This window comes from Dolichospermum sp. LEGE 00240, from assembly GCF_015207875.1.
Lineage (GTDB): Bacteria > Cyanobacteriota > Cyanobacteriia > Cyanobacteriales > Nostocaceae > Dolichospermum > Dolichospermum gracile.
The window spans coordinates 1-23043 of record NZ_JADEVZ010000080.1 but is presented as its reverse complement, the minus strand read 5'-3'; the positions used below and the strand labels follow the sequence as shown (position 1 = coordinate 23043).

The window sequence follows — 23043 nt, the reverse complement described above, 5'->3', positions numbered from 1 at the left end:
CGCCAATTGCGGAAATATGTATATACAGTTTGCCATGGGGGAAAGTCTCCGGGTAAGTTTCGCCATGTACATCCTTGAGTTAATACATAAAAGATGGCATTAAGTACGCACCAAATATCTACTTCTCGTTTTCTACCACCAGTTTTAGCTCTTGGAATTAAAGGTTCTATTAGTTCCCACTGTTCTTTAGTTAGGTTGCTGGAGTATACTTTACTCATTGCTCTCTACGGTTCTGTATTTTTGTATTTACAGATTATACCCTGAGAGCTTTTTTTACTCAACTTCTAACTTTTCAAACACCCTCTAAGTAGTAATTTGCCCCCACCCCACCGGCGGTAATGCTACAGCTTCCCCTACTTTGCCACTAGAAACCCGTTTCATGGAAGTGGAAAGCCAAACAAACAAAGCGCGAAAATCTAAGCCATTCAGCGTCACTGGAGGACGTTCTGGAGGGGCAATTTGTCTGAGTTTATTCATATCTGCACCCTGAACACCAACAGTAAAAAACAACATTCGGCGCTGTGCTTCTTCTTCTCTCACCCTTTGCGCTGCACCTTCCCAAGCATCTGTAGGCGCACCATCGGTAATTAAAAATACCCAAGGACGATAATAGAGAACACCGTTATCCTTATAAGACTGTTTGCGGGTTTCCAATAAATCCAAAGCGTATTCTATAGCTTCACCCATTGGTGTGACACCCTCTGTTTCTAGCTTAGGCGGTGTAAAATGGTCTATAGTGACAAAATCTTGCGTCAGTTTCACAGGTCCAAAAGTGACAATAGCCACTTCTACACTTAAGGAGGCTTGAGCATCTTTCATTACATCTTCCTTGAAAGCCGCCAAACCTCGATTTAACTCCTGGATAGGTTGTCCTGACATTGAGCCAGAAGTATCAAGCAAGAGAATTACCGGACAACGATTTTCCGGGTTTTCCACAAATTCAGGCAAACCTACTGGCATTTTTGATACTCCTGATTAATCAAGGTGAGATGCAAAATGTATAAACTAGATGTTACTTGTTACTACATAGCTTAACATGGATGCTTGTACGGAATCAATACCCATAATGTCTAAATATTTAGTTTCATATTTATTTTTTCCCAATATCATGGATAACGTTGCTAATAGCATTTTCACAAATCATCAGTCATCTTATTTGATACGAACCACAGAGGCGCAGAGGACGCAGAGGTGGAGAGAAAGGAGACTGTTAGATTTTATTTAGCAACGTTATCTTGATAATTATTTGCTTTTTACCCCTTTACTAAAAATCTGATAGTACAACCAGGTACTAAATTCTTTGATGGGAAATAGGATATAAGTCAAAGGATTTACTGTGACAATAATATTTCTGAAATCCCGTTTGGCAAAAAATACAATTCCCTTGGCAACCTGATTTGCTGACATGACACCATAGGGATTTAATTGACTTTTGAATGGTCCTAAAATTAATTTGCGAATGACACAAGTTTGATCTAATCTTTTGAGGGTGACAATATCCCCTAATGCTCTTTTGCTGAGTTCATACAAGGGACTTAAGGCTGGGGAAACTTCCGCTTCTGAAGTATTTACCCAAATTTCTTTGGTGGCTTTGTCTTGGGGTCCTGTGACAGTTGCAGAAAAGACATCTATCAGTTCCAAAGCAGAAAAGGTGTTAACTTGATAGGAATTGTGAATGGCACTAGAAGTTCTATCTCCATACACATTTACGCCATGATTGATAATGAGAATGTCAACTTTATTTAAACTTTCTTTTAGTTGAGTTTCATTACCTAATTCCCATTTTACAATTTTGACCCGCTCTTGAATTGCGATTTTTTCAGGATTGGTTGTTAATGCCACAACTTTGGCATTATGCTTTAATAGTTCTGCTGCTAATGCTTGTCCTAATGCACCAGAAGCACCTGTTAATGCTACGGTTTTACCTTTGAGAGAAAGTCCTGTTCCTAGTATTTTATCCACTAGGGGAAACACACCACTATAGTAAGCATTAACATCATCAAAATGATGCCGCCAATGATAGGTTCTATTTACCCACCAAACGGAAGGAATTTTGTCTAATGCTCCGGGTAAATGATTGTAGTCTGTGTCTATTGTTCCTTGGAAATATCGGAGTGATGCACCGTATAAAAAAGTAACAGCATAAGCGACTCCTAACCATAATCCCCATTGATGGGCTAGTAAGGCAATTATTGTTAAGATGATTACTAGGATGACTGATTCGACGATATCGTGATACAACTGGGAATCTACGTAGGCTTTTTGCGAAGTTAAAGTTAAATCTCGACGGTACACAGCATGATGTTTATTGTGCCATTTTGCTAACCATGTTATTTGATGGCACAAAGCATGATAAGCATCTCTGACAACTTCCGCCAGTAAGAGGGAGGAAAATCCCCAGGTTGTGAACTGGATACAGTTGTTTACTAAAACCGAGTCAATAGTTAAGCTTTGAGCCAAAATCATCATCTTTCTGGTGATACCTCTTTTTCTTAATTAAACCAAGTTATTAGTACGTTTGTGTATTTTTCCGTAAGTATTCAGTTATAGCACTCCTGTATACCCAGATCCCCGACTTCTGAGATTAATTTATAATTTGCGGACACAACAAATAAAAGAAGTCGGGGATCTGAGATTTTTCCTGATCTATATCAATGGTTATATCAATCCCTGATTTGTTCAACTAATCGCTGTTCTAGCAAATCCAATAATCCATCTATATCTTTTCCTATTTGGTGAAAACAAGTTTCTGGTGATGATTTGGGGGCAAATTGAATTAACTTAATTTCTCCTTTACCAATTCCAATCATAACTACTTCTGTTTCAGGTTTGTTATTATCAATAATTCCTAAAATTTCTTGGAGACGATTTTCAACTCGCTCATTTAATTTTTCTATTTCGCCTTGGGGACAATAGACAAAATGGGGAGTTGGTTGTAAATCAATCCCGATAGTTCCCTGACTATTACCATTTTCTAACCACAATCCCCAAAAAAGTGCGGCTAGTTCTGGTTGATTATCTTTGACAAATCTATCTAACTGTCCTCGCCATTTATTCTCTGCTGTTTCGGGTTGGGGAATACTAAACATGATCATTAATTGGTAATTTTATTTTTGTTATTTTAACCGAGATTGCACACACTAGACTTGGCAATAAATCATATACAAGTAGGGTGCGTCAGACATAAAAATCTGTGGATATTAAAAAATATTATAACTCTGACGCACCCTACAAGATATTTTTGAGATGACATTTATTTTAACCCAGATTGCATACGCCAGAGACTTGTATAAATGCCATTTTTCTCTAATAGTTGCTCGTGAGTTCCGGCTTCGACTAATTTGCCATGTTCCATGACATAAATGCAATCAGCATTACGAATGGTGGAAAGACGGTGAGCGATCGCTATTGTGGTACGATTGACCGTAATCCGTTCTAAAGAACGCTGAATTGCGGCTTCGGTTTCATTGTCTACCGCTGAGGTGGCTTCATCTAGGATGAGAATTGGTGGATCTTTTAATACTGCGCGAGCGATCGCTATCCGTTGTCTTTGTCCCCCAGATAACTTTTGCCCCCGTTCTCCCACAATTGTCTCATAACCTTGGGGCAAACTCATAATAAAATCATGAGCTTCGGCTATTTTCGCCGCCATGATAATATCTTCATTGGTAGCGGTAAAAGTGCCATAGGCAATATTCTCCCCCACTGTACCATGAAATAAAAACACATCCTGACTGACTAAACCAATAGCGCGGCGGAGATCTCGCAAATTTAATTGTTGTAAATCAATTCCATCCAAAGTAATCTTACCATTTTGCACCTCATAAAATCGCAGCAAGAGTTTAACTAAGGTGCTTTTTCCTGAACCAGTTGCACCCACAATCGCAATTGTATGTCCTGCGGGAATTTCCAAAGATAAATTGTGAATAATTGGGTTTCTGTTGTGATAAGCAAAACTCACATTTTGAAATTCCAAAGTCCCGCGAATCATATCTACAGGTAAATCAATATTTCCGGTATGAATTGCCATCGGAGTATCCAACAAATCCATCACTCGATTAGTAGAAGCCATTGCCCTTTGATATAAATCAAAGGTATCTCCTAACCTGGTTAATGGCCACAGTAAAAGCTGGACTAAAAACACCAAAGAACTATAAGCACCTACAGCCAATCTGCCTTCTACTGCTGCCATCCCGCCAAATAATAGCAAGATGGTAAAAGCGATTAAAATGAACATCCGAATAATCGGAATATAACCCGCAGATAAAGCGATCGCCCTAGCATTACTTTGACGATAAGCATTACTTTCCGATTCTACCCGCGCCGCTTCATAAGCTTCTGCTGTAAAACTTTTAATAGTGGTAATCCCACTCAAATTATTAGATAATCTGCCATTTAGTAACCCTACTTTTTCCCGAACTTCCCCATAGCGAGGAGCTAGAAATTTCTGAAAAATTATCGAACCAAAGAGAATAAATGGCATAGGCAAAATTGCCATTCCCGCCACACTAGGAGCTAAAATAAAAAACGCACCGCCAACAATAATAATCGTAGTAGTTACTTGAATAATATCATTTGCGCCCACATCTAGAAACCGCTCTAATTGGTTAACATCATCACTGAGAATAGACATTAAACCACCGGTACTGCGTTCTTCAAAATAAGCTAATTCTAATTCTTGTAAATGCTTATATGCGTCCAGCCTTAAATTATGCTGAATATTTTGTCCCAAATTGCGCCATAGTAACTTATAGGCATATTCAAACAATGACTCCAACACCCAAGTAATCACCGTCAACAAGGATAAAATCAGAAATTGCCCATAAATATCTTTTACACCTAACCGGGCAATGATAGAATCTTGTTGCTTAACAACCACATCCACCGCAATCCCAATTAATACAGGGGGTGCTAAGTCAAAAACTTTATTGAGGATAGAAGCACCAATAGCCAGACGAATTTGTTTAATATACTGATGTCCATATTTCAATAGACGCTGGAGGGGACGAACAGAATGTTTACGCCTTTTTGATAATCGGAGAGATTTAAATGGCATAGCCACATTAATTAATAATTACTTGCAGCTAATACTACCATATAATTGAGTTGATTTATTATCAATATTGAAGCAATAGATACAGTTATCTTCCTTGAGGAACAGAAGAGATAATTTTGAGAAATTGGTAACTTGTAATTTGGCAAACTTCACTTTTGGGAATTATATTAGAAAATATTGTCGCTAAAATTATTGTTCCCAGCAGCAAACAGCAGGGTATAATAACCTTGTCAATCAACCAGATGTGCTAATTTTCAGTGAAGACTACCAATACAGCAAAAATTCCTGCTAAAACTTAGGGAATATGCCATATCAATCTTGATTTTGTTCAAAAATGCCACTAATGTGAGCAAATCTCCCTCCCGAAACCAGAACCAGACGTAAAACTAGACAAATCAATATTATGTCTACTCCCAATCATCAACAACTCTCACTCCCAGAAGCCAAGAAAATACTCAACAAATTTAACTGTCTGGATATTGCCCCCATTCTTAAACCTTCAGAAAAAGTTCCCACTCGTGAGGCATTAATTTTTCTCACCAGCCTTACTGATTACCAAATTTTAGGTATTTGTGCTGATACTGCCGCAGAGGGGATTTTAGCCATGAAAACCTATTCTCGCGCTTTGGGTTATCAAGCGCCAACTGATTTACCACATCCAGAAGGACCAGTTTATATCAAATTAAATGGCAAAAATGGCTTGTGTTATCTCGATTCCTATTCTGGGCATCATCGGGGAGTGTTAGTATCTTGCCAGTCTTATCAAGAGGGAGGAGTTAACGAGATGTATGGACATTTACCCCTCGATTTATTTGTCTAGGATTTCATTTACAATCATCTTTAGGGTGGGCAATGCCCGCCCAATTCTTCATCACTAATTACCGCATAATATGAGCATCGTTACCTTACAATCAGTTAAAAAAGATTTTGGAATTAAAGAACTTTTAAAAGATGCTAATTTTAGTCTGGATACTAATGACAAAGTTGGTTTAATTGGCACTAATGGTTCTGGCAAATCAACCTTATTAAAAATGATTGCTGGTTTAGAATCAATTGATAGTGGACAGATTTTAGTTAATTCTGGTTCTAAAATTGTTTACTTACACCAACAACCAGATATGGACGAAAATCACACTGTTTTAGAACAGGTATTTGCTGACAGTGGCGAACAAATGAACCTCGTCAGAGAGTATGAAGAATTATCTGATAAATTGGCACATTATCCCGATGATAGTCAGTTAATGTCTCGACTTTCTAGTGTAATGCAGCGGATGGATGCGACGGGTGCATGGGAAGTAGAAACCAACGCCAAAATCATTTTAACAAAGTTAGGAATTGCTGATTTTGATGTGAAAGTTGGCACATTATCCGGGGGATATCGCAAGCGGATTGCTTTAGCAGCAGCCTTGATATCAGAACCAGATTTGTTGTTAATGGATGAACCTACAAACCATCTTGATGCTTTATCAGTAGAATGGTTACAAAGTTATTTAAATCGCTATCGCGGCGCACTTTTATTAATTACTCATGATCGTTATTTTTTAGATAAAGTTACTAATAGAATTATCGAAATTGATCGAGGTGATATTTACAATTATACAGGTAACTATTCCTATTATTTAGAAAAGAAAGCTTTAGCTGAAGAATCTGCCGTTAGCACTCAACGGAAACATCAAGGGATTTTACGGCGGGAATTAGAATGGTTAAAAAAAGGACCTAAGGCGAGAAGTACCAAACAAAAAGCCAGAATTGAACGCGCTCATGCACTGCGAGATACTGAGTTTAAACAACTTAATGGTAAGGTAGATATTTCTACCGTTGGTAGACGGATTGGTAAAAAGGTTATTGAACTCAAAGATGTTAGTAAAGGCTACAATGGGAGAACTCTCATTAAAGATTTTACTTATGAATTTAGTCCAGAAGATCGGATTGGCATTATTGGCGGTAATGGTGCAGGAAAATCTACTTTAATGGATATTATGACTGCCAAAATCAAACCAGATTCTGGTAGTGTGGAAATTGGGACTACAATTCATATTGGTTATTTTAACCAACATTCAGAAGAATTGTTAACGGCGGTAAATGAAGATCAACGAGTGATTGATTATATTAAGGAAGAAGGGGAATTTATTCAAATATCCGACGGTACGAAAATCACGGCTTCCCAAATGTTAGAGAGATTTTTGTTCCCAGGAAATCAACAATATGCACCTATTAATAAACTTTCTGGGGGAGAAAAACGTCGTTTGTTTTTATTGCGGATTCTCATTAGTGCGCCAAATGTGTTGATTTTGGATGAACCGACTAATGATTTAGATGTGCAGACATTAGCAGTATTAGAAGACTATCTAGAGGATTTTAATGGTTGTGTCATTGTAGTTTCTCATGATCGTTATTTTTTAGATCGGACGGTAGATAGAATTTTTGCTCTAGAAGAAGGTGGGGGTTTACGTCAATATCCAGGGAATTATTCCATTTATTTAGATTATAAAAAAGCTGAGGAAGCAGAAAAACAAGAGACACAAAAAACTGTAATTGTCGGAGAAAAGGTTGTCTCTCCAGTTGCAGAGACTAAAAAACGCCGCAGATTATCCAATTGGGAAAGACGGGAATTTGAAGAATTAGAAGGTAAAATTGCCAAGTTAGAAGCAGATAAAACAGCCGTAGAAAAGAAATTAGCAACTCTAGCTGGAAACTATAGCCAAGTGCAGAAGTTGTATGAAGAGGTAGAAACGCTGAAGAAAAATATTGATTTATCTACAGAACGCTGGTTGGAATTAGCGGAAATGGATTCTTAAGTTATCTCGTTCCCAGTCTCCGACTGGGAATGCCATTTAGAGGCTCCCTAAGGAATAAATGGTATTACTAAGTATTAATTACTACATTTTCATAAACATCTGCCAAAAAGCACGACAGGAACTCCCGCGCAAATGGGGAGGTAGTATAGCGTAAATATTACCAGCTATTAGGTTATGTTCTTCGCTTCCACCCGCCATTGCAAAAACTTGTCCGGCTACATATTCATGGCGAATATCGCTAGATTTCTCGGCTTCTAAGTATTCTTCAACCGTGAGAATATTTAATGGAGATTGCATAGTTTTGAGATAATTTTTTACGGAATGTAGTATAGATTTATTATAGCAATGTTCAAAATGCTCAGGTCCCCGACTGCTTCAAGAAGTCGGGGATCTATGTTCTGTTATATTTAAGTAACTTATATTAAAAAACTCCCATGAGCCAAACTGCGATAAATCTGATTGCTATCTCTGTTTTTCTGATGACTTTTTCCAGCCTGTTAGGACCATTAATACATCTTTCCCCAACGATACCTGCTTTAGCTACAGTGACTTTTTTAGGAATTGCAACTTTAGATAATTTCAGCTTTCAAGGCAAGGGAGGAACGATAGTATTAGACTTGGTGGCGCGATTTTCTCCAGAATATAAAGAACGGATTTTACATCATGAAGCTGGTCATTTTCTCGTGGCTCACCTGTTAGAAATTCCGGTAACTGGTTACACTCTTAGTGCTTGGGAAGCTTGGAAAAAAGGACAACCAGGACAAGGGGGAATAACTTTAGAAGATGAGGAGTTAACAGCGCAAATAGAAAAGGGCCAAATTACTGCTCAAATATTAGACCGTTATTGTACTATTTGGATGGCGGGAATTGCGGCAGAAACTTTGGTTTTTAACTCTGCTGAAGGTGGTAATGATGATAAAAGTAAGTTAACTGAAATTTTGCAAGTTCTCGGTTTTTCGGAAACACTTTATCAGCAAAAACAACGGTTTCATCTACTTCAGTCTAAAACTTTGATTCAGGAGAATTGGGATGGTTATCAGGCTTTGGTAGCAGCAATGAGACAACGGGTTTCTGTTGAGGAGTGTAAAAAAGCTATCCGTTAATTAGGGTTTGCTGAATAAGTTGTCTGTGAGGGAAGGTGACAGGTGACAGGTGCTACGCCACGGGGACAGTTTCAACTATCTGGATATCCTCAATTTTCCCAATCCGACAAGGAAAAATGCACCTATTTTGAGACACCATCAGCCAAAACCTGGCACTTTTTTGTGATAAAAATCCGCGAAACCCTTACTAATAAATGGTTTTAGCTTTATATGGCTAACGCTACGCTACGCTATCAGCAAGCCCTATTTAAAAAATATTAAAGCCCCATAGCCAGAGTATGCAAAACTACTCAAAAATGGCTATAAGGCTAAAATATTCCACGAATTGGAAATGATATTTTTAATCAATTTCCCAATCATGGAGGCAATCTTGCCAATTTATTGAAAATCGCCGCTATCAAGTCTAATATTGCCTATTTACAGCGCTGTAACCAAGCAGGAATCAAACCTCATTCAGCAAAGTTTATGAAACTTTCGCTGAGTTTTTTATTAAATTCTTGACAGACAAGAAGGATCTAGTTTCAGATCCCTACCAGCAGCTTTAGATTTCACCATTAACCTGCATTTGATGAACTTGATCTGCCAATTCTTGACAATTTTGATCATCTAACTTATCAATTGCCAACATTCCCATAAGAATAACTTCTTTCAAAGTTAAACGAGTTGAATGTGCCTGTTTTTGCACAATCTCCTTAATGATGGGAGATACACCGATTGCTGTACTAGCTCTAGCCACGTTATAAAAAGAAACATTAATGACATCGGATAAATCTTAGCACTTTTCGCTAAGTTATTCTACATCCCCGGAACTGATCTACTTTAGTTTCGATAAATCTTTGTATGTCTAATCCAGACTATAAATAGCAAACAGACTCAATAATTCTGCAAATCTAACTTTTTAACTACGGGCATAACTCTTCTGTAGCAAGCATTTTAACGATTTACTTACTCTGTCACAAAAGAGTATGTCACCAAAATTACACAATATAATAACGTAATTTATTTTAGCATTAAAAATAACACTATTTGTGTAAGTAGGTGCAAATAAACCTAGCTATCTTGAAAAAAATAAATACTATTTAAACCTTATGAATTAGACTTTCTAGCGTTTTATTACTATTTTTTTATCCGCAAAAATTGATAACTATATAATTAGTTATTAATTTTTTTTACAACTCACATCATAAACAATTAATTATTGTCATCTACCAAAAGTATGAATCCCAAAATTTAGTAGATCATCAAGGGATAAGATATTGAAAAACGATGGTAACAGCTAGATACTCAAAAAGCTATAAAGCTTATAGAGCAAAGCTTTTAAAATATAAAATCCCAAAATTTAGTGTTGATTAATCCTGACGGGAGGATATTTGTTATGATTCAATGGGTTAAATAGCATTGAATTAATTAATAATATTAAATATTGTAAACTGGTACAATAGAGCCAGTCTAACTTAACAAGCCTTCGCCATTTTTTGTAGGTTGGGCTGAAGCATGAAATCCAATACAAGCGTTAAATTGCGCTGTCCATTAACCTAACCTACAAATCAAGGCTTTTTTCAATTTGGCGTATTGAGTTGAAATCTATAGTTTTTTGATAGCAAAGCGCAAGTTGCCCAAACCCCCTATTCTGTTCCCCGTTCCCTGGCTATAACAACAATTTTTAACGCCAACCTACTTAGACAAAAATCGAAATCTTCCTGAATTCACTTAGTTAACGCTGTCATAAGGAAAAGTAGTGAATACACACAAGGAATAAAACAACGATGAGTGAACCTTATCTGTTGGCTGCAAGTTTATTAACAGGATTGGTAATGCCAATATCAACACCTCTCCAAATAACCAATCTTCCCAAAGATTCTCTATCTTTATTAGATTTAGCCGAGGGTTTCCAGGTTTACGAGGGCAAGGAAAATTCTCCACGTCAAATTGCTGTACCTGAATTTAGTAATCAAATTGAAAAGTCCTCACCAGCCAAGAAGAGTCTTGTCAAGACTGATAAATTATTACCAGAATTTAGTAGACAAACACCGACGACCGTTGAACAATCATCAGTAATCAGGAAAAACCTCCCCAGCTTAGAGATTCTCTTGTCAGAATTTAGACAGCATGGGTTATCAATACCTGTGAAATCATCCTTTAACTTCAATTCCCAAAAGACTCCAACTACATCACCTATTTCTGGTGGTCAACTCTACCAGCAAAGATTAGCATCACTTGTATCTGGTCAAATTTATACGCGCACTGATAATGATGAAAATTTAGCATTGTCCGGGGAATCAAATAAGGCGGATAAACTGACTTATCAAGATTGGAAAAGCTTATTAGCTCTGGAAGCTAAAGCTATAGCTAAAGGTCAAGGTGCGAATCGGTTGAGTATTTTAGTAGGTGATTCTTTAAGTTTGTGGTTTCCCAAGGACAGACTACCTACGGGTAAATTATGGCTAAATCAAGGTATATCTGGAGATACTTCCGAGGGCGTTTCTAAAAGATTGTCGGCATTTTCTGCCACCAGACCCGATATAATTTATGTAATGATTGGGATTAACGATTTACGGAAGGGTGCTACTGACAAGTCAATTTTGGTCAATTCCTCCCGGATTATTCATAGCTTACGTCAGAGTCATCCCAGTAGTCAGATTATTGTCCAATCTATTTTACCTGTGCGATCGCAGAAAATCCCCAATAGTCGAATTCGTCATATTAACGCCCAACTGGCTATAATTGCCCAAAAGCAAGGGGCTAATTACCTCAATATTCACAATTGGTTTACGGATATTGATGGCAATTTGCGTCCCGAATTAACTACTGATGGATTACATTTATCTTTAGCAGGATATCAGGTCTGGCAATTTGCACTTGAGCAGATAGAATATAGAGTTGCTCAAATTTACAATTGATATATGCGAATTGATGTATATTAACGTAAGTTGCTAGTTGAAAATGGGTAAAGGGCAAGGGGTAGGAGTAGTTGACCAATGACTAATGACCAATGACCAATGACCAATGACCAATGACCATGAAGTCTTATGGGATAAGGGATTCAGAATTAACACACTAGTATGTCACTAACTTAAGTTATATTATTTTACAGATCAGGGTGTGATAGCTATCACTAAATATCAAATGGCAGATCGGATAAATGATATCGCTTGGCAAGCTCACCAGGGCAGCGTGGCGGCAATTATTCAAGTTTTAAATGAAAGGCTAGTTGTGTCTGGTGTCAGAACTAGAGCAGTTTTTGTGACTGGCATATTACAACTCTTGTGTGAAGCAGCTACAGTAGAGCAACTGGAGCAATCTGTCCTAGTACCAAAAATTCAAGAAATTTTGGACTCACTTGCACCACATCATATTCGCCGAGTTAATATTAATAGTCGAATTGTTCGAGAAGAGCAATTACTATGGTTGGAGGAAATTAACCGCGATACTGATGGTCAGTTACTGTGGTCACGGGAAATTACTGTACACCAACCAAATTTGTTAAAGCGGTTAATTCCAGAGTTAACTGAAGTTTATACCAAATCAAGAAAACCTATTTTAGCAAAACCCCAATCTTTGCTGAAGAATCGAAATCAGGGCAAAATTTCTGTCAAAACTCTATTTATATGGGTTGCTGGTTTATCTTCAGTAATTTTACTGGCTTGGTTGCTAGATTTTCGGTTAAGTAATCCATTAAAGAAGCTGTTGCCATTAGTGGGTTCTCGATCTTCTCAAACAGTCAACCAAAGACCGCCAGAATCATCGAATCGTCCTGTTAGCCAAAGTCTTTCTATCCCATTGGATGATCCGTTTGCCGCATCTGTGAGACTGGCTAACCAGGCGACTGTGACTGGTACAACGGCTACAACTTCAACTCAGTGGTTGGAATTAGCTGCTACTTGGCAACGGGCTTCTGATTTAATGGGTCAGGTTGCACCTAGCCACAGCCGTTATCAGGAAGCACAAATTAGAACTAAGTTGTATAAAAAGTTTAGTGAGGCTGCCCAGAAAGAAGCTCAAAAGAGTAAATATTAACAATGTCTGATAGCGAAGCGTGGCGTAAGCCATATCAGGATGTCCAGGATTTAAGGATGAACAGGATGTATTTTTCCTGTTCCTTCTTCCTTCTTCCTGACTCCTTGGGCGCAGGCCCTGCGCCCCTACCTCCTGACTCCTAGCATTCACGAAAAGACTTTTTCAGCAACCCCTATTTATCGGCTCATTTCTAACATTCTTTGCATGGGTCGGAGTGCGGCTATGCGGATTTCTTCTGGTAGGGTAATTTCTGGGGTGCGGTTTTTCATGGCTAGATACAGTTTTTCTAGGGTGTTTAGCCGCATAAATGGACATTCGTTACAGTTACAATCACTTTGGGGGGGTGCGGGAATAAAGTGTTTGTCAGGTGCTAGTTTTTGCATCTGGTGAATGATTCCTGGCTCTGTAGCCACGATGAATTCTTGACTAGGGCTGGTTTGACAATAATTGAGTAAGGCGGCTGTAGAGCCAATATAACTGGCATGGCGGAGAACGCTGGTTTCACATTCGGGGTGAGCGATCGCTTCTGCATGAGGATGTGTAATTTTTAACTGCACCAGTTTCTTTTCGGAAAAAGTCTCATGGACAATACAGCTACCTTGCCATAACAGCATTTCCCGTCCGGTTTGTTGCATTACATACCGTCCCAAGTTCCGATCTGGGGCGAAAATAATTGGCTGTTCCTGGGGTATTTGCTGAACAATTTTTACAGCGTTGGAACTGGTACAAATAATATCGCTCATAGCCTTGATTTCGGCAGAGCAGTTAATATAGGAAATTACCAAATGGTCTGGGTGTGCGGCTTTGAAAGCTGCAAACTCTTGGGGAGGACAACTATCGGCTAAAGAACAGCCTGCATTGATATCTGGTAATAACACCAATTTATCAGGGTTGAGGATTTTGGCTGTTTCCGCCATGAAGTGAACACCAGCAAAGACAATGACATCAGCTTTGGTATTGGCTGCGGCTTTGGCTAATTGTAAGGAATCGCCAATGAAATCGGCAATATCTTGAATGTCAGGATCTTGATAGTAGTGGGCTAATATCACTGCATTCAGTTCTGTTTTCAGATCCGCAATGGCGGCAAACAAATCTAAGGGTAAAATACCTGATTTTGGTTGGGTAAGTGTAGTTGTAAACACAATTAAAAACTGCTTTTAATTACAAATTATTACGTTGTGAATTTAATTATAGTAGTTTTTACCAAAAAGAGGGAGGGATTGATTCTAGCAATTTATGTCCAAATCCGGTGGAGTTTCATATCCTGGAGATATACGGCTTTTTAAAGTGGCATGACCAGTCAGAAAAATCAATCAAAACCTATCAAAATTGCTGTAATTGGCGATGTTCACGACCAATGGGAAGTAGAGGACGGCATAGCACTCCAGCATCTCGGTGTTGACTTGGCGCTATTTGTCGGTGATTTCGGGAATGAGTCGGTGGAAGTGGTAAAAGCGATCGCTTCTCTAGACCTTCCCAAAGCGGCGGTAATGGGCAATCACGATGCCTGGTACTCGGCGACTGAATGGGGACGCAAAAAATGTCCTTATGACCGCACCAAGGAAGACTGGGTACAGGAACAGCTAGATTTATTAGGTTCTGCCCAAGTCGGTTATGGTAAGTTAGATTTTCCGCAGTGGAATTTAACTGTGGTGGGTGGTCGTCCTTTTACCTGGGGAGGACCCGAATGGCGATTTGCCCAAATGTGTCAAGAACGCTATGGTGTCTCTAGTTTGGAGGAGTCCGCAGATAAAATTGTTAAGGTAGTAAAAAGTGTTACTTGTGATCATATTATTTTTCTCGGACACAATGGACCGAGTGGTTTAGGCGATCGCGCTGAGGACCCTTGTGGCAAAGATTGGCATCCTATTGGTGGTGATTTTGGTGATCCTGATTTCGCAGAAGCAATTTCTCAAAGTCTCAATCTGAAGAAAACTGTTCCCCTGGTTGCTTTTGGTCATATGCACCGAACTTTGCGCCATACTAAAAAGTTGCAAAGAAAGGCTGTGTTTAGAAGTCCAGAAGGAACTATTTACTTAAACGCTGCTACTGTCCCCCGGATTATTCAACAAGACGGGATGAAGTTACGGAATTTTTCTCTAGTTTCTTTGGAGGATGGTTTGGTAACAAAAGCTTCTCTAGTTTGGGTGAATCAGGACTACCAAATCGCTACTGAGGAAGTTTTTTATAATTCTTCAGTTTCAGTAGTGCCAATTCTGTAATTATATGTTATGATACTATTTGTCAGTTTTTGTGTTACACATTTCTGACAAATAATCTGGAGAGGTGGCAGAGTGGTCGAATGCGTCCGACTTGAAATCGGATGAGGTGAAAGCTTCCGGGAGTTCGAATCTCCCCCTCTCCATTGAATAGATTTTAAATAGGTTGAGTAAGATAACAACTCGTATTTACTTTTTTAGCTAGGATGTAGGAAGTTATTGTTAACTAAAACTTATTTGCTACCTGTGACTACTCAACTAATGTACTTGTCATTAATCTTCGTCTTGCACCCTCGTAAAGCAAATCCATCTTTATAAGAAACTTATTTTCTTTTAGTGTTTTCTGTATATCGCGCAAGTCTTCATCACTTAAGTGATACTTAGAATATGCCTCCAATACTATATCAACTAAATTAATTACACTTCCTGGAGACATTGAAATATGCCTTTGAATATAATTACAAGCTTTTTGATCATCCGTCATAGCCTTGCAACCCATACGTTTTGCAATTACAAAGCAAGATAATTCAGCATCGCTGGCTTTTTTTGATTGAGGAATGTTTGCCATTTCAACTAAATCCTCAATTTGCAAGGGATATTGTGAAATTTCTTGTTTATCAGTTAAATTAAAGAAAAAGTCACGGCTTCGGGAATGTCCATTTTCAAATTCTAACTGTACGTATATTGTCGTGATAACAGTAGAAAACCCCAGTGCTTTCAGCAAATAAAAGCGTTCAATATACATTAAATGAATAATTGCACAAGTATCAATAGCTACAATATAGTTCACGATTCTGCTACCTCTAAAAATGTTCTAAATTCATTTAATATTTCATATCCCTGCTCTAATGGTAATGAAAACATTTCTAACAATTTGTGATAGGTAATTTCTCCATTCCTATAAGCCTGTGTACATAAATCAATAAAATACCAAGAAAGACCATTCTGAATAACTTGTGTTAGTCGTTCTTTTTGTCCATTTGATAAACTTACTGGAAGCTCAGGATCAAACTTATCCAGTGATTTAATAACAAGAAGTTTTTCTTCCCATAACTGTGTTTTTAATTTTTCATCAATCCATTGCATCTCTTTAAGCTGAACAATGACTACTTTAGAGCTAACACAAAAACTTCTGGCTATTTGGCGAATTACGTTTATCCAATCCTCATATTTGGTGACTGGAATATAATCTTTTTTAATGCTTTGTTTAGGAAGTAAAAAGTTACGAGCAAAGCTATTAGCTCTCCATTCCAGTTCATTATTTTCAGTAGTTAAATAACTGACCTCTTGACCAATATCTGAATCAAATAAAGCATGACCATATTCATGTGCAGCCGAAAAATTTTGACGGTATATGTCATCAAGATAGTTAATCATAATACAATGACCATCTGCGGGGTGGTTAATGTATAATCCAGAAATATTTCTGTCTTCTAGCTGGCGTTTAAAAACATGAATACCTTGATTGCGGATAAGTTCAAAAATATCTTTAATTGGTGATAACCCTAAGTCTAAACGTTCTCTTTCTAATTTAGCAGCTTCCTCACCCTGTCTTTTAAAGTAATTGTGACCAAATTGACGTTTTCCATAATTGGGGAGAAGGTTATACTTCTTATTAAATATTTCTCTTTCCAAAAACATTTCGTATTCGGAAAGCCTCACAAAGATTTGAATTGCAATTCTATCCTTTTGGGAAAGTGATGAATTAAGACGGAACATTTCTGTTATTTGCGATCTGGCTGAAGGATAATCACCAGTAACAAAATAACGAAAATCCTCTTGGTATAGGTTTGCTAGTAAAACAATTTGATCACCTGTTGCTTTTTTTTCTCCAGACTCAATTTTTAAATATTCATCTACACTGATTTGAATTCGAGCAGATGCTTCTAAAACATTAATCTTTAAGTCTTCACGCAATTCTCGCAGTTTCTTACCTAACAATACATAGTCAAATGTCATAGTTTATCTTTGCTATTAGCTAACAAGCCTTTTACAGCCATAAACTTGGAGTTCTAAGCTACATACTACTATATACATAAGGTGGAAAGTATTTGCACTAAGTGAAGTTTTGTTACTACTGACCAAGTGATTGCCCTTTCTCTTCCCATCTAAAAAATATCAAACTAAAAATAACAACTCAAAACTACCCAATCATAAACAATTATACATGATAAGCAGTGATTACCTTTTTCTGATCAGGAGTATAAATAGATTCTACTCTTGGGTATTCTTCATGAACCCACCAAACTTTAACTCTATTACCTTGTGCTGGAGCAGTTCCTGATATAGAATAACCGGCATCAAGCATTAATTTTTCAAATTGATTTGCATCTAAAATCGTACATTTAAAGTTTGGTAGTCCCCGTATTTGATGCTTATTGAGGGTCATAACTACCCTGATAAGTTGTGAATATCTTATAACCTGGTAATACTAAAGCCATACCTAAATTGCTATGTATCGTACCTGGATATTTGTAAGGTTGCTCATCAGGAACAGCACCACCAAACCGAATATGTATTCCTGGTAGCCATAGGTAAAATCCAGGAATTAATAAATCCATACTGTAAGCTATTTCTCTCATTGCTTCATTAGTAGAGTTATTGTTTGTCAACCTAAAATTGGTGTTTGTAATGTTTAACATAAGTTTTCAATTCCCAATTAGGAATTACTATAAGAGAAATTAGTTCTAAGCCCTATTCTATTTTATAGGCAAAATACTGAATAATATGCCCGTGTTTTTATTATCAATAAACACGTTTGCTACACCTACCGTCAATTAACCCCCAGACTTAAATTATGAATTAGTCTGAGGGCAATTTACAAACAAGAGATGCTCCTAAATCAGTGTATTAACAACAGAAGAAGGTGCTATCCCATTTTGGGAATCATTGTTAATTGATTGCTGAGGCTGAATTTCTTCCTGTACACCCCGCATCTTAATTAACTTAATCGCCCGGTTGACGCTTTCTGGCAAAACTACTACCAAACTACCATCAGCAGCCATGTCTAAGGCTTTGTTAATAGCTGTGGTTTCATCCAAAATTGATTCAAAGCGGTAATTAGGCTTAACTTGGGTAATGCCTTCAACAATCAAATCTGAAGCTGAACCACGAGGTCTACCTCTAGTATCATCATCTTCTTTAACAAGAATGTAGTCAAAGATATCTGCTGATAATCTACCTAGAGTAACAAAATCTTCGTCACGGCGATCGCCAGGACCACCAATTACACCAATGCGCTGTCCCGTTGTCCAATTACGGACAAATGACCCCAAAGCCTCGTAACTAGCCGCATTGTGGGCATAATCTACCAAAGCATGGTATTTACCCAAATTAAACAAATTCATGCGTCCTGGGGTCTGACTTACAGAAGCACGAAAGCCCCTTAAACCAGCGCGAATTTGCTCAATAGTGACATCCTGAACAAAAGCTGCCAAACTAGCGGCTAAAGCATTAGCAATCATAAATGGCGCTCTTGCACCCATTGTCAAGGGGATATTTTCTGCCCTTTCGATGCGGTGTGTCCAATCACCTTTGACAATAGACAGATAACCATGTTCATAGACTGCGGCTACCCCCCCCTGTTGGATATGTTTCCGCACCAGATCCGAGTCGGGATTCATGGTAAAGTAGGCAATGTTGGCCTTAGTCTTTTCTGCCATAGCCGCAACCCGGTAATCATCGGCATTGAGTACCGCATAACCATCAGGGAAAACAGCTTCAGCAACTACGCTTTTAAGATGGGCTAATTGCTCAATAGTATCTATATCGCCGATGCCTAAATGGTCAGCAGACACATTTAATACTACACCTACATTAGCATTTTCAAAACCCAACCCAGAGCGGAGAATACCACCGCGAGCCGATTCTAATACAGCTACTTCTACGGTCGGATCTTGAAGGATAACATGGGCGCTTTGGGGTCCTGTATTATCTCCCGATTCTACTAAGAAATCACCGATATAAGTACCATCTGTAGTTGTGTAGCCGACAACCTTACCAGTTTGCTTATAAATATGGGCTAACAGGCGCGTTGTGGTGGTTTTGCCATTCGTACCTGTAACTGAAAGTATAGGAATGCGGCTAGATTGTTCGTTGGGGAACAGCATATCCATGACTGCGCCGGCAACATTGCGGGGAATGCCGATACTGGGGGCAACGTGCATTCGGAAACCAGGGGCAGCATTGACTTCCACAATTACACCGTCTAATTCTCTCAAAGGACGGCTAATATCTGAAGTCACGATATCTATACCAGCCACATCTAAGCCGATAATTCTGACTATCCGTTGTGCCAACCAGCGATTTTCGGGGTGAATTTCGTCTGTGCGATCTACAGCACTACCACCTGTACTTAAGTTGGCTGTAGCTCTTAAATAACAAATTGCCCCCTGGGGTGGCACACTGTTGATGGTGTACCCTTGTCTATCTAGGAGTTGGTAGCTGGTACGGTCTAGTTCGATTTTCGTCAAGACGTTATCATGTCCGTCACCACGTTTAGGGTCAAGGTTTGTGTCTTCAATTAGTTCTGTAATTGTAGATTTGCCATTACCTACGACATGGGCAGGAATTCTCTCGGCTACAGCCACTACTTTGCCGTTAACGACTAATACCCGATGATCTCGTCCCACATAATAGCGCTCAACAATGATTGAGCGAGAGACTTGTCGAGCCATTTCATAAGCTGCTTCTGCGTCTTCCCAGTTGCGGATATCAATGGTAATCCCTCGTCCATGATTACCATCTAAAGGTTTAATCACGATGGGATAACCGCCAACATATTCAATGGCTTCTTCTAAATCATCAAAGAAATTGATGACTGTACCTCTGGGGACTGGTACGCCGTTGGCATCGAGAATCCGTTTAGTAGCTTCTTTATCACCAGCTAGTTCTACACCAAGAATGCCTGTGTTATTGGTCATTGTGGCTTGAATCCGTTTTTGGTGGATACCATAGCCCAATTGAATTAAGAATCTAGCTGGTAAAGGCATCCAAGGAATACCTTTTTTCTCCGCTTCTTTGATAATGGCTTCTGTGGAAGGGCCTAGTGAAGCATCACGCCAAAAGTCTTTGAGGTCTTGAACGTCTTGCTCTAGTTCGGCTTTGGGATAACGTCCCCGGTCAATAATACTTTGACATAGCCTGACTGCTGCCCGGGCTGCATAGCGACCCGCTTCTTCGTTTAGGTACTCAATCACTACCTGGTAAATTCCAGGTGTGGCGGTTTCACGGGTGCGACCGAAACCTACGTGCATTCCCGCTAATTCCTGGAGTTCTAAGGCTACGTGTTCCACTATATGACCCATCATGGTGCCTTCTCGCACCCGCATTAGAAAACCACCACGACAGCCTGGGGAGCAGTAGTGACCCTCTAGACTTGGCAGTGCCTCTACTAATCCTTCATAGAAGCCAGATATTTCATTTGAGGGGGTTTCGGCAAAGTTATCTAAGTCTAGGCGCATAACGATCAGTTTGTGCCGTCGAATGCTCCAGTAATTTGGGCCGCGTAAGGTCTGGATCTTGAGGATTCTCATGGGAATAGGTAGATGGAGATTCGTAACCAAAATTCTAGTTTTTTGCTGGAACTGACCGCTAAATTTGGCATTTGAAGCAGTTTTTCCTTCTTAGATGGAATTGATCTAAACTCTAGAGGAAGAAATCAAGATGTGGTGAAATCAGTGTAACCTGAGATACTCTATATCTTCCTATCGTCAGCTAGAGATGCGATGCACAGCAGGTAAAACAGTACGTTGGTAAAGATGGAAGCGATCTCCGTAACTGAGGATATGTAGTCTTAAATTATGTACGGTCAAGGGTTCGTTAGCACTAACGTTAGGTTCGTTGGTGTGGGTAAGTTCGGTAGGGTCAACAATGGTGACACTGCCTTTACCCATAACCTGTAGCCAACCGTCGCGTTCAAACACAGCACAGGTATCTTCGTCTATACCAATACCTAATCTATCTGGGTGAGCGGCGATCGCGCTAACTAGTCGCCCCATCCGATTCCGGTTATGGAAATGTTGGTCAACGACAACTTCAGGAATGAATCCTAAGCCTGTTGCCATGTCCACTAGGGAACGATTTGGTGTTTCACCACTACCACCACCTGCGATCATGTGATGTCCCATCACGGCTGCTCCAGCACTAGTTCCTGCTAGAGTCAGTTGTCCGGCTCTTACCCGCTGGCGGATAATTTCCATTGCTGGTGTGTCGGACAGGACTCCGCAAAGACGCAGTTGGTCTCCTCCTGTCAAGAAGACACCACTACAGGCTTCAAGAGATGCTTTAATCTCAGGATTTTCGCATTGTTCCCGTTCCCGAATGTCTAATATCTCAACCTTTTCCGCACCCATTTCTTCAAAAATGCGAACGTACCTACCGGCAATAATGGCAGGCTCACGAGAGGCTGATGGAATTATTGTAATATACGCCTTGTTACCACCAGCACGAACAAAAAAAGTTCTTAGAATTTCACGTCCATGAACTTTATCTTCTGCGCCTCCGATAACTAGTACGGCGGTTTTAGTAGCTTGGGGTGTCCTCATTTCCAGCGATTTAACTTCTAACTGCGGCATTGTGTTTCTGCTTGAGGGATTCAACAACTTCAGGTTAATTGAACAAGGTTTGTTGCTTGTTAATTTTCGCCTTTGGCTTTTTGATGAGAGGACACTGCTTGACGCACACGATGCCTCAATTTTCTCATGTCCGTCGTTCTCATAGCCAGCATCTTGTTTTTTACCTATCTACTTTTTCCAGATGGCTTTCATAGTGCTAAATTAACTATAATTCCCTTCTGGACTGAGGATTTAGTCGGTCTTGACACTCTTACTTCTGAGGCTGGTTGGATGTATCCCGGAAGTTGTTAACTTTGGTGGGATTGTTAATTTAAATTTAGTAGTGACAATATTTAAACATAAATTAAGTAATTAGAAAAACTTTTGAGGTCAGTGGTCATTGGTCATTGGTCATTGGTGAAAACGATTCTTCTTCCTCCTGAACTCTGAACTCCTGACTCCTGAACTCCGAACTCCGAACTGCGAACTCCTGAATCCATGCTAGGTTATCAGTTATGGTATTGGCTAAGTATCTACCCTTAAAATTAGTTCTATCGAATACGAATTACTGTGCGTTTTGATATAGTTACACTTTTTCCTGACTGTTTTACATCAATCCTCAATTCTGGTTTGTTGGCTAAGGCTTTGGCTAAACAGATTGCTCAAGTGCATTTAGTTAATCCTAGAGATTTTACTACGGATAAGCACCATAAAGTGGATGATCAACCCTATGGTGGTGGTGTGGGAATGTTGATGAAGCCAGAACCGATTTTTGCGGCTGTGGAGTCTTTGCCGATTCTACCCCGTCGAGAGGTGATTTTGATGAGTCCCCAGGGACAACCGATGAATCAGCCCTTGCTGCGCGAATTAGCCACGAATTACGACCAATTGGTTGTGATCTGTGGTCATTATGAAGGGGTAGATGACAGGGTGCTAAATTTGGTGAATCGGGAGATTTCTTTGGGGGATTTTATTTTGACGGGGGGAGAAATTCCTGCGATGGTTTTGATTAATGGTGTGGTGCGTCTGCTTCCGGGGACTGTAGGTAAGGAGGAATCTCTGAAGACGGAAAGTTTTGAGGAATATTTGTTGGATTTTCCCCAGTACACTCGTCCAGCAAATTTTCGTGGTTGGCAAGTCCCAGATGTGCTACTAAGTGGTAATCATGCAGCGATCGCTCGTTGGCGTTTTCAACAACAAATTGAACGCACTGCTTCCCGTCGTCCCGATTTGCTCAAACTTTGGGAAGAAGAGAAGGAACAGGGGAAGTAGGGGAAGTGGGGGAAGTAGGGGAAG

The 23043-nt window shown here is 39.3% G+C and carries 22 protein-coding genes, 1 tRNA gene and 1 pseudogene; 9 read left to right on the top strand and 15 right to left on the bottom strand.

Annotation, left to right across the window (positions count from 1 at the left end):
• From IQ226_RS20845 to IQ226_RS20825, 6 genes are all read right to left on the bottom strand, one after another.
• On the bottom strand, positions 1-218 hold a 218-nt coding region (locus tag IQ226_RS20845; RefSeq protein WP_193896637.1), incomplete at its 3' end, for a transposase.
• Positions 219-303: 85 nt separating this feature from the next.
• Positions 304-960 carry a VWA domain-containing protein gene (locus IQ226_RS20840; protein WP_193898584.1) on the bottom strand — a complete coding sequence of 219 codons (657 nt, stop codon included), beginning with the start codon at positions 958-960 and terminating at the stop codon, positions 304-306.
• A gap of 45 nt (positions 961-1005) precedes the next feature.
• Positions 1006-1131 (bottom strand): hypothetical protein, encoded by a 126-nt coding sequence (locus IQ226_RS25690; protein WP_255539991.1) that lies wholly within the window; start codon positions 1129-1131, stop codon positions 1006-1008.
• Positions 1132-1242: 111 nt separating this feature from the next.
• Positions 1243-2466, bottom strand: a complete 1224-nt coding sequence (locus IQ226_RS20835) for a bifunctional sterol desaturase/short chain dehydrogenase (protein ID WP_193898588.1) — start codon at positions 2464-2466, stop codon at positions 1243-1245.
• A gap of 197 nt (positions 2467-2663) precedes the next feature.
• A complete protein-coding gene (locus IQ226_RS20830; RefSeq protein WP_193898583.1) occupies positions 2664-3089 on the bottom strand; it encodes a hypothetical protein in 426 nt (141 codons plus the stop codon).
• A gap of 164 nt (positions 3090-3253) precedes the next feature.
• Positions 3254-5056, bottom strand: coding sequence for an ABC transporter ATP-binding protein (locus IQ226_RS20825; protein ID WP_193898581.1), 1803 nt, complete (start codon positions 5054-5056; stop codon positions 3254-3256).
• Positions 5057-5459: 403 nt separating this feature from the next.
• Here IQ226_RS20825 and IQ226_RS20820 point away from each other — a divergent pair, with 403 nt between their 5' ends.
• Both IQ226_RS20820 and IQ226_RS20815 read left to right on the top strand, forming a co-directional pair.
• The gene (locus IQ226_RS20820; RefSeq protein ID WP_193898579.1) at positions 5460-5876 is read left to right on the top strand and encodes a DUF1824 family protein; all 417 of its coding nucleotides are present in this window, start codon (positions 5460-5462) and stop codon (positions 5874-5876) included.
• 70 nt (positions 5877-5946) lie between these two features.
• Positions 5947-7854, top strand: a complete 1908-nt coding sequence (locus IQ226_RS20815) for an ABC-F family ATP-binding cassette domain-containing protein (protein WP_193898577.1) — start codon at positions 5947-5949, stop codon at positions 7852-7854.
• 105 nt (positions 7855-7959) lie between these two features.
• On the opposite strand, the pseudogene IQ226_RS20810 reads toward IQ226_RS20815, so the two are convergent.
• Positions 7960-8151: pseudogene (locus IQ226_RS20810) on the bottom strand (Uma2 family endonuclease); the annotation flags it as partial.
• A 137-nt stretch (positions 8152-8288) separates the two neighbouring features.
• On the opposite strand from IQ226_RS20810, the gene IQ226_RS20805 reads away from it, so the two are divergent.
• Positions 8289-8957 (top strand): ATP-dependent Zn protease, encoded by a 669-nt coding sequence (locus IQ226_RS20805; RefSeq protein ID WP_193898575.1) that lies wholly within the window; start codon positions 8289-8291, stop codon positions 8955-8957.
• Between the two features lie 541 nt (positions 8958-9498).
• Here the strand turns inward: IQ226_RS20805 and IQ226_RS20800 are convergent.
• Positions 9499-9693 (bottom strand): hypothetical protein, encoded by a 195-nt coding sequence (locus tag IQ226_RS20800; protein WP_015083627.1) that lies wholly within the window; start codon positions 9691-9693, stop codon positions 9499-9501.
• Positions 9694-10723: 1030 nt separating this feature from the next.
• Here IQ226_RS20800 and IQ226_RS20795 point away from each other — a divergent pair.
• The gene (locus tag IQ226_RS20795; RefSeq protein WP_193898574.1) at positions 10724-11857 is read left to right on the top strand and encodes an SGNH/GDSL hydrolase family protein; all 1134 of its coding nucleotides are present in this window, start codon (positions 10724-10726) and stop codon (positions 11855-11857) included.
• A gap of 226 nt (positions 11858-12083) precedes the next feature.
• Positions 12084-12974: a hypothetical protein gene (locus tag IQ226_RS20790; RefSeq protein WP_193898572.1), complete on the top strand. Its 891-nt coding sequence runs from the start codon at positions 12084-12086 to the stop codon at positions 12972-12974.
• Between the two features lie 176 nt (positions 12975-13150).
• On the opposite strand, the gene nadA is transcribed toward IQ226_RS20790, so the two are convergent.
• Positions 13151-14116 carry a quinolinate synthase NadA gene (gene nadA, locus IQ226_RS20785; protein WP_193898570.1) on the bottom strand — a complete coding sequence of 322 codons (966 nt, stop codon included), beginning with the start codon at positions 14114-14116 and terminating at the stop codon, positions 13151-13153.
• 150 nt (positions 14117-14266) lie between these two features.
• On the opposite strand from nadA, the gene IQ226_RS20780 reads away from it, so the two are divergent.
• Entirely contained in the window at positions 14267-15196 is a 930-nt protein-coding gene (locus IQ226_RS20780; RefSeq protein WP_193898568.1) for a TIGR04168 family protein, read from the top strand.
• Positions 15197-15254: 58 nt separating this feature from the next.
• A tRNA-Ser gene (locus tag IQ226_RS20775) sits at positions 15255-15339 on the top strand.
• 104 nt (positions 15340-15443) lie between these two features.
• On the opposite strand, the gene IQ226_RS20770 is transcribed toward IQ226_RS20775, so the two are convergent.
• From IQ226_RS20770 to IQ226_RS20745, 6 genes are all read right to left on the bottom strand, one after another.
• Entirely contained in the window at positions 15444-15983 is a 540-nt protein-coding gene (locus IQ226_RS20770; protein WP_193898566.1) for a hypothetical protein, read from the bottom strand.
• Entirely contained in the window at positions 15980-17152 is a 1173-nt protein-coding gene (locus tag IQ226_RS20765; protein WP_193898564.1) for an ImmA/IrrE family metallo-endopeptidase, read from the bottom strand. The genes IQ226_RS20770 and IQ226_RS20765 overlap by 4 nt, the downstream gene beginning before the upstream one ends.
• Before the next feature lie 202 nt (positions 17153-17354).
• On the bottom strand, positions 17355-17582 hold the full coding sequence (locus tag IQ226_RS20760; protein WP_193898556.1) for a hypothetical protein: 228 nt from the start codon (positions 17580-17582) through the stop codon (positions 17355-17357).
• Positions 17569-17835, bottom strand: a complete 267-nt coding sequence (locus tag IQ226_RS20755) for a hypothetical protein (protein WP_193898554.1) — start codon at positions 17833-17835, stop codon at positions 17569-17571. Before IQ226_RS20755 ends, IQ226_RS20760 begins: the two co-directional genes overlap by 14 nt.
• A gap of 195 nt (positions 17836-18030) precedes the next feature.
• Positions 18031-20727 (bottom strand): cyanophycin synthetase, encoded by a 2697-nt coding sequence (gene cphA / locus IQ226_RS20750; protein WP_193898586.1) that lies wholly within the window; start codon positions 20725-20727, stop codon positions 18031-18033.
• Between the two features lie 177 nt (positions 20728-20904).
• Entirely contained in the window at positions 20905-21768 is an 864-nt protein-coding gene (locus IQ226_RS20745) for a cyanophycinase (protein WP_096667964.1), read from the bottom strand.
• A gap of 126 nt (positions 21769-21894) precedes the next feature.
• Here IQ226_RS20745 and IQ226_RS20740 point away from each other — a divergent pair, with 126 nt between their 5' ends.
• A complete protein-coding gene (locus tag IQ226_RS20740) occupies positions 21895-22059 on the top strand; it encodes a hypothetical protein (RefSeq protein WP_193898552.1) in 165 nt (54 codons plus the stop codon).
• Between the two features lie 258 nt (positions 22060-22317).
• Complete coding sequence (gene trmD, locus IQ226_RS20735) at positions 22318-23019, top strand: tRNA (guanosine(37)-N1)-methyltransferase TrmD (RefSeq protein ID WP_193898550.1); 702 nt, start codon at positions 22318-22320, stop codon at positions 23017-23019.
• The last annotated feature ends 24 nt before the right edge of the window (positions 23020-23043 follow it).

Coding starts and splice junctions, on each gene's coding strand:
- IQ226_RS20840 (WP_193898584.1), bottom strand. CDS start 960: ATGCCAGTAGGTTTGCCTGAATTTGTGGAAAACCCGGAAAATCGTTGT.
- IQ226_RS25690 (WP_255539991.1), bottom strand. CDS start 1,131: ATGCTATTAGCAACGTTATCCATGATATTGGGAAAAAATAAATATGAA.
- IQ226_RS20835 (WP_193898588.1), bottom strand. CDS start 2,466: ATGATTTTGGCTCAAAGCTTAACTATTGACTCGGTTTTAGTAAACAAC.
- IQ226_RS20830 (WP_193898583.1), bottom strand. CDS start 3,089: ATGTTTAGTATTCCCCAACCCGAAACAGCAGAGAATAAATGGCGAGGA.
- IQ226_RS20825 (WP_193898581.1), bottom strand. CDS start 5,056: ATGCCATTTAAATCTCTCCGATTATCAAAAAGGCGTAAACATTCTGTT.
- IQ226_RS20820 (WP_193898579.1), top strand. CDS start 5,460: ATGTCTACTCCCAATCATCAACAACTCTCACTCCCAGAAGCCAAGAAA.
- IQ226_RS20815 (WP_193898577.1), top strand. CDS start 5,947: ATGAGCATCGTTACCTTACAATCAGTTAAAAAAGATTTTGGAATTAAA.
- IQ226_RS20805 (WP_193898575.1), top strand. CDS start 8,289: ATGAGCCAAACTGCGATAAATCTGATTGCTATCTCTGTTTTTCTGATG.
- IQ226_RS20795 (WP_193898574.1), top strand. CDS start 10,724: ATGAGTGAACCTTATCTGTTGGCTGCAAGTTTATTAACAGGATTGGTA.
- IQ226_RS20790 (WP_193898572.1), top strand. CDS start 12,084: ATGGCAGATCGGATAAATGATATCGCTTGGCAAGCTCACCAGGGCAGC.
- IQ226_RS20780 (WP_193898568.1), top strand. CDS start 14,267: ATGACCAGTCAGAAAAATCAATCAAAACCTATCAAAATTGCTGTAATT.
- IQ226_RS20765 (WP_193898564.1), bottom strand. CDS start 17,152: ATGACATTTGACTATGTATTGTTAGGTAAGAAACTGCGAGAATTGCGT.
- IQ226_RS20760 (WP_193898556.1), bottom strand. CDS start 17,582: ATGACCCTCAATAAGCATCAAATACGGGGACTACCAAACTTTAAATGT.
- IQ226_RS20755 (WP_193898554.1), bottom strand. CDS start 17,835: ATGTTAAACATTACAAACACCAATTTTAGGTTGACAAACAATAACTCT.
- cphA (WP_193898586.1), bottom strand. CDS start 20,727: ATGAGAATCCTCAAGATCCAGACCTTACGCGGCCCAAATTACTGGAGC.
- IQ226_RS20745 (WP_096667964.1), bottom strand. CDS start 21,768: ATGCCGCAGTTAGAAGTTAAATCGCTGGAAATGAGGACACCCCAAGCT.
- IQ226_RS20740 (WP_193898552.1), top strand. CDS start 21,895: ATGTCCGTCGTTCTCATAGCCAGCATCTTGTTTTTTACCTATCTACTT.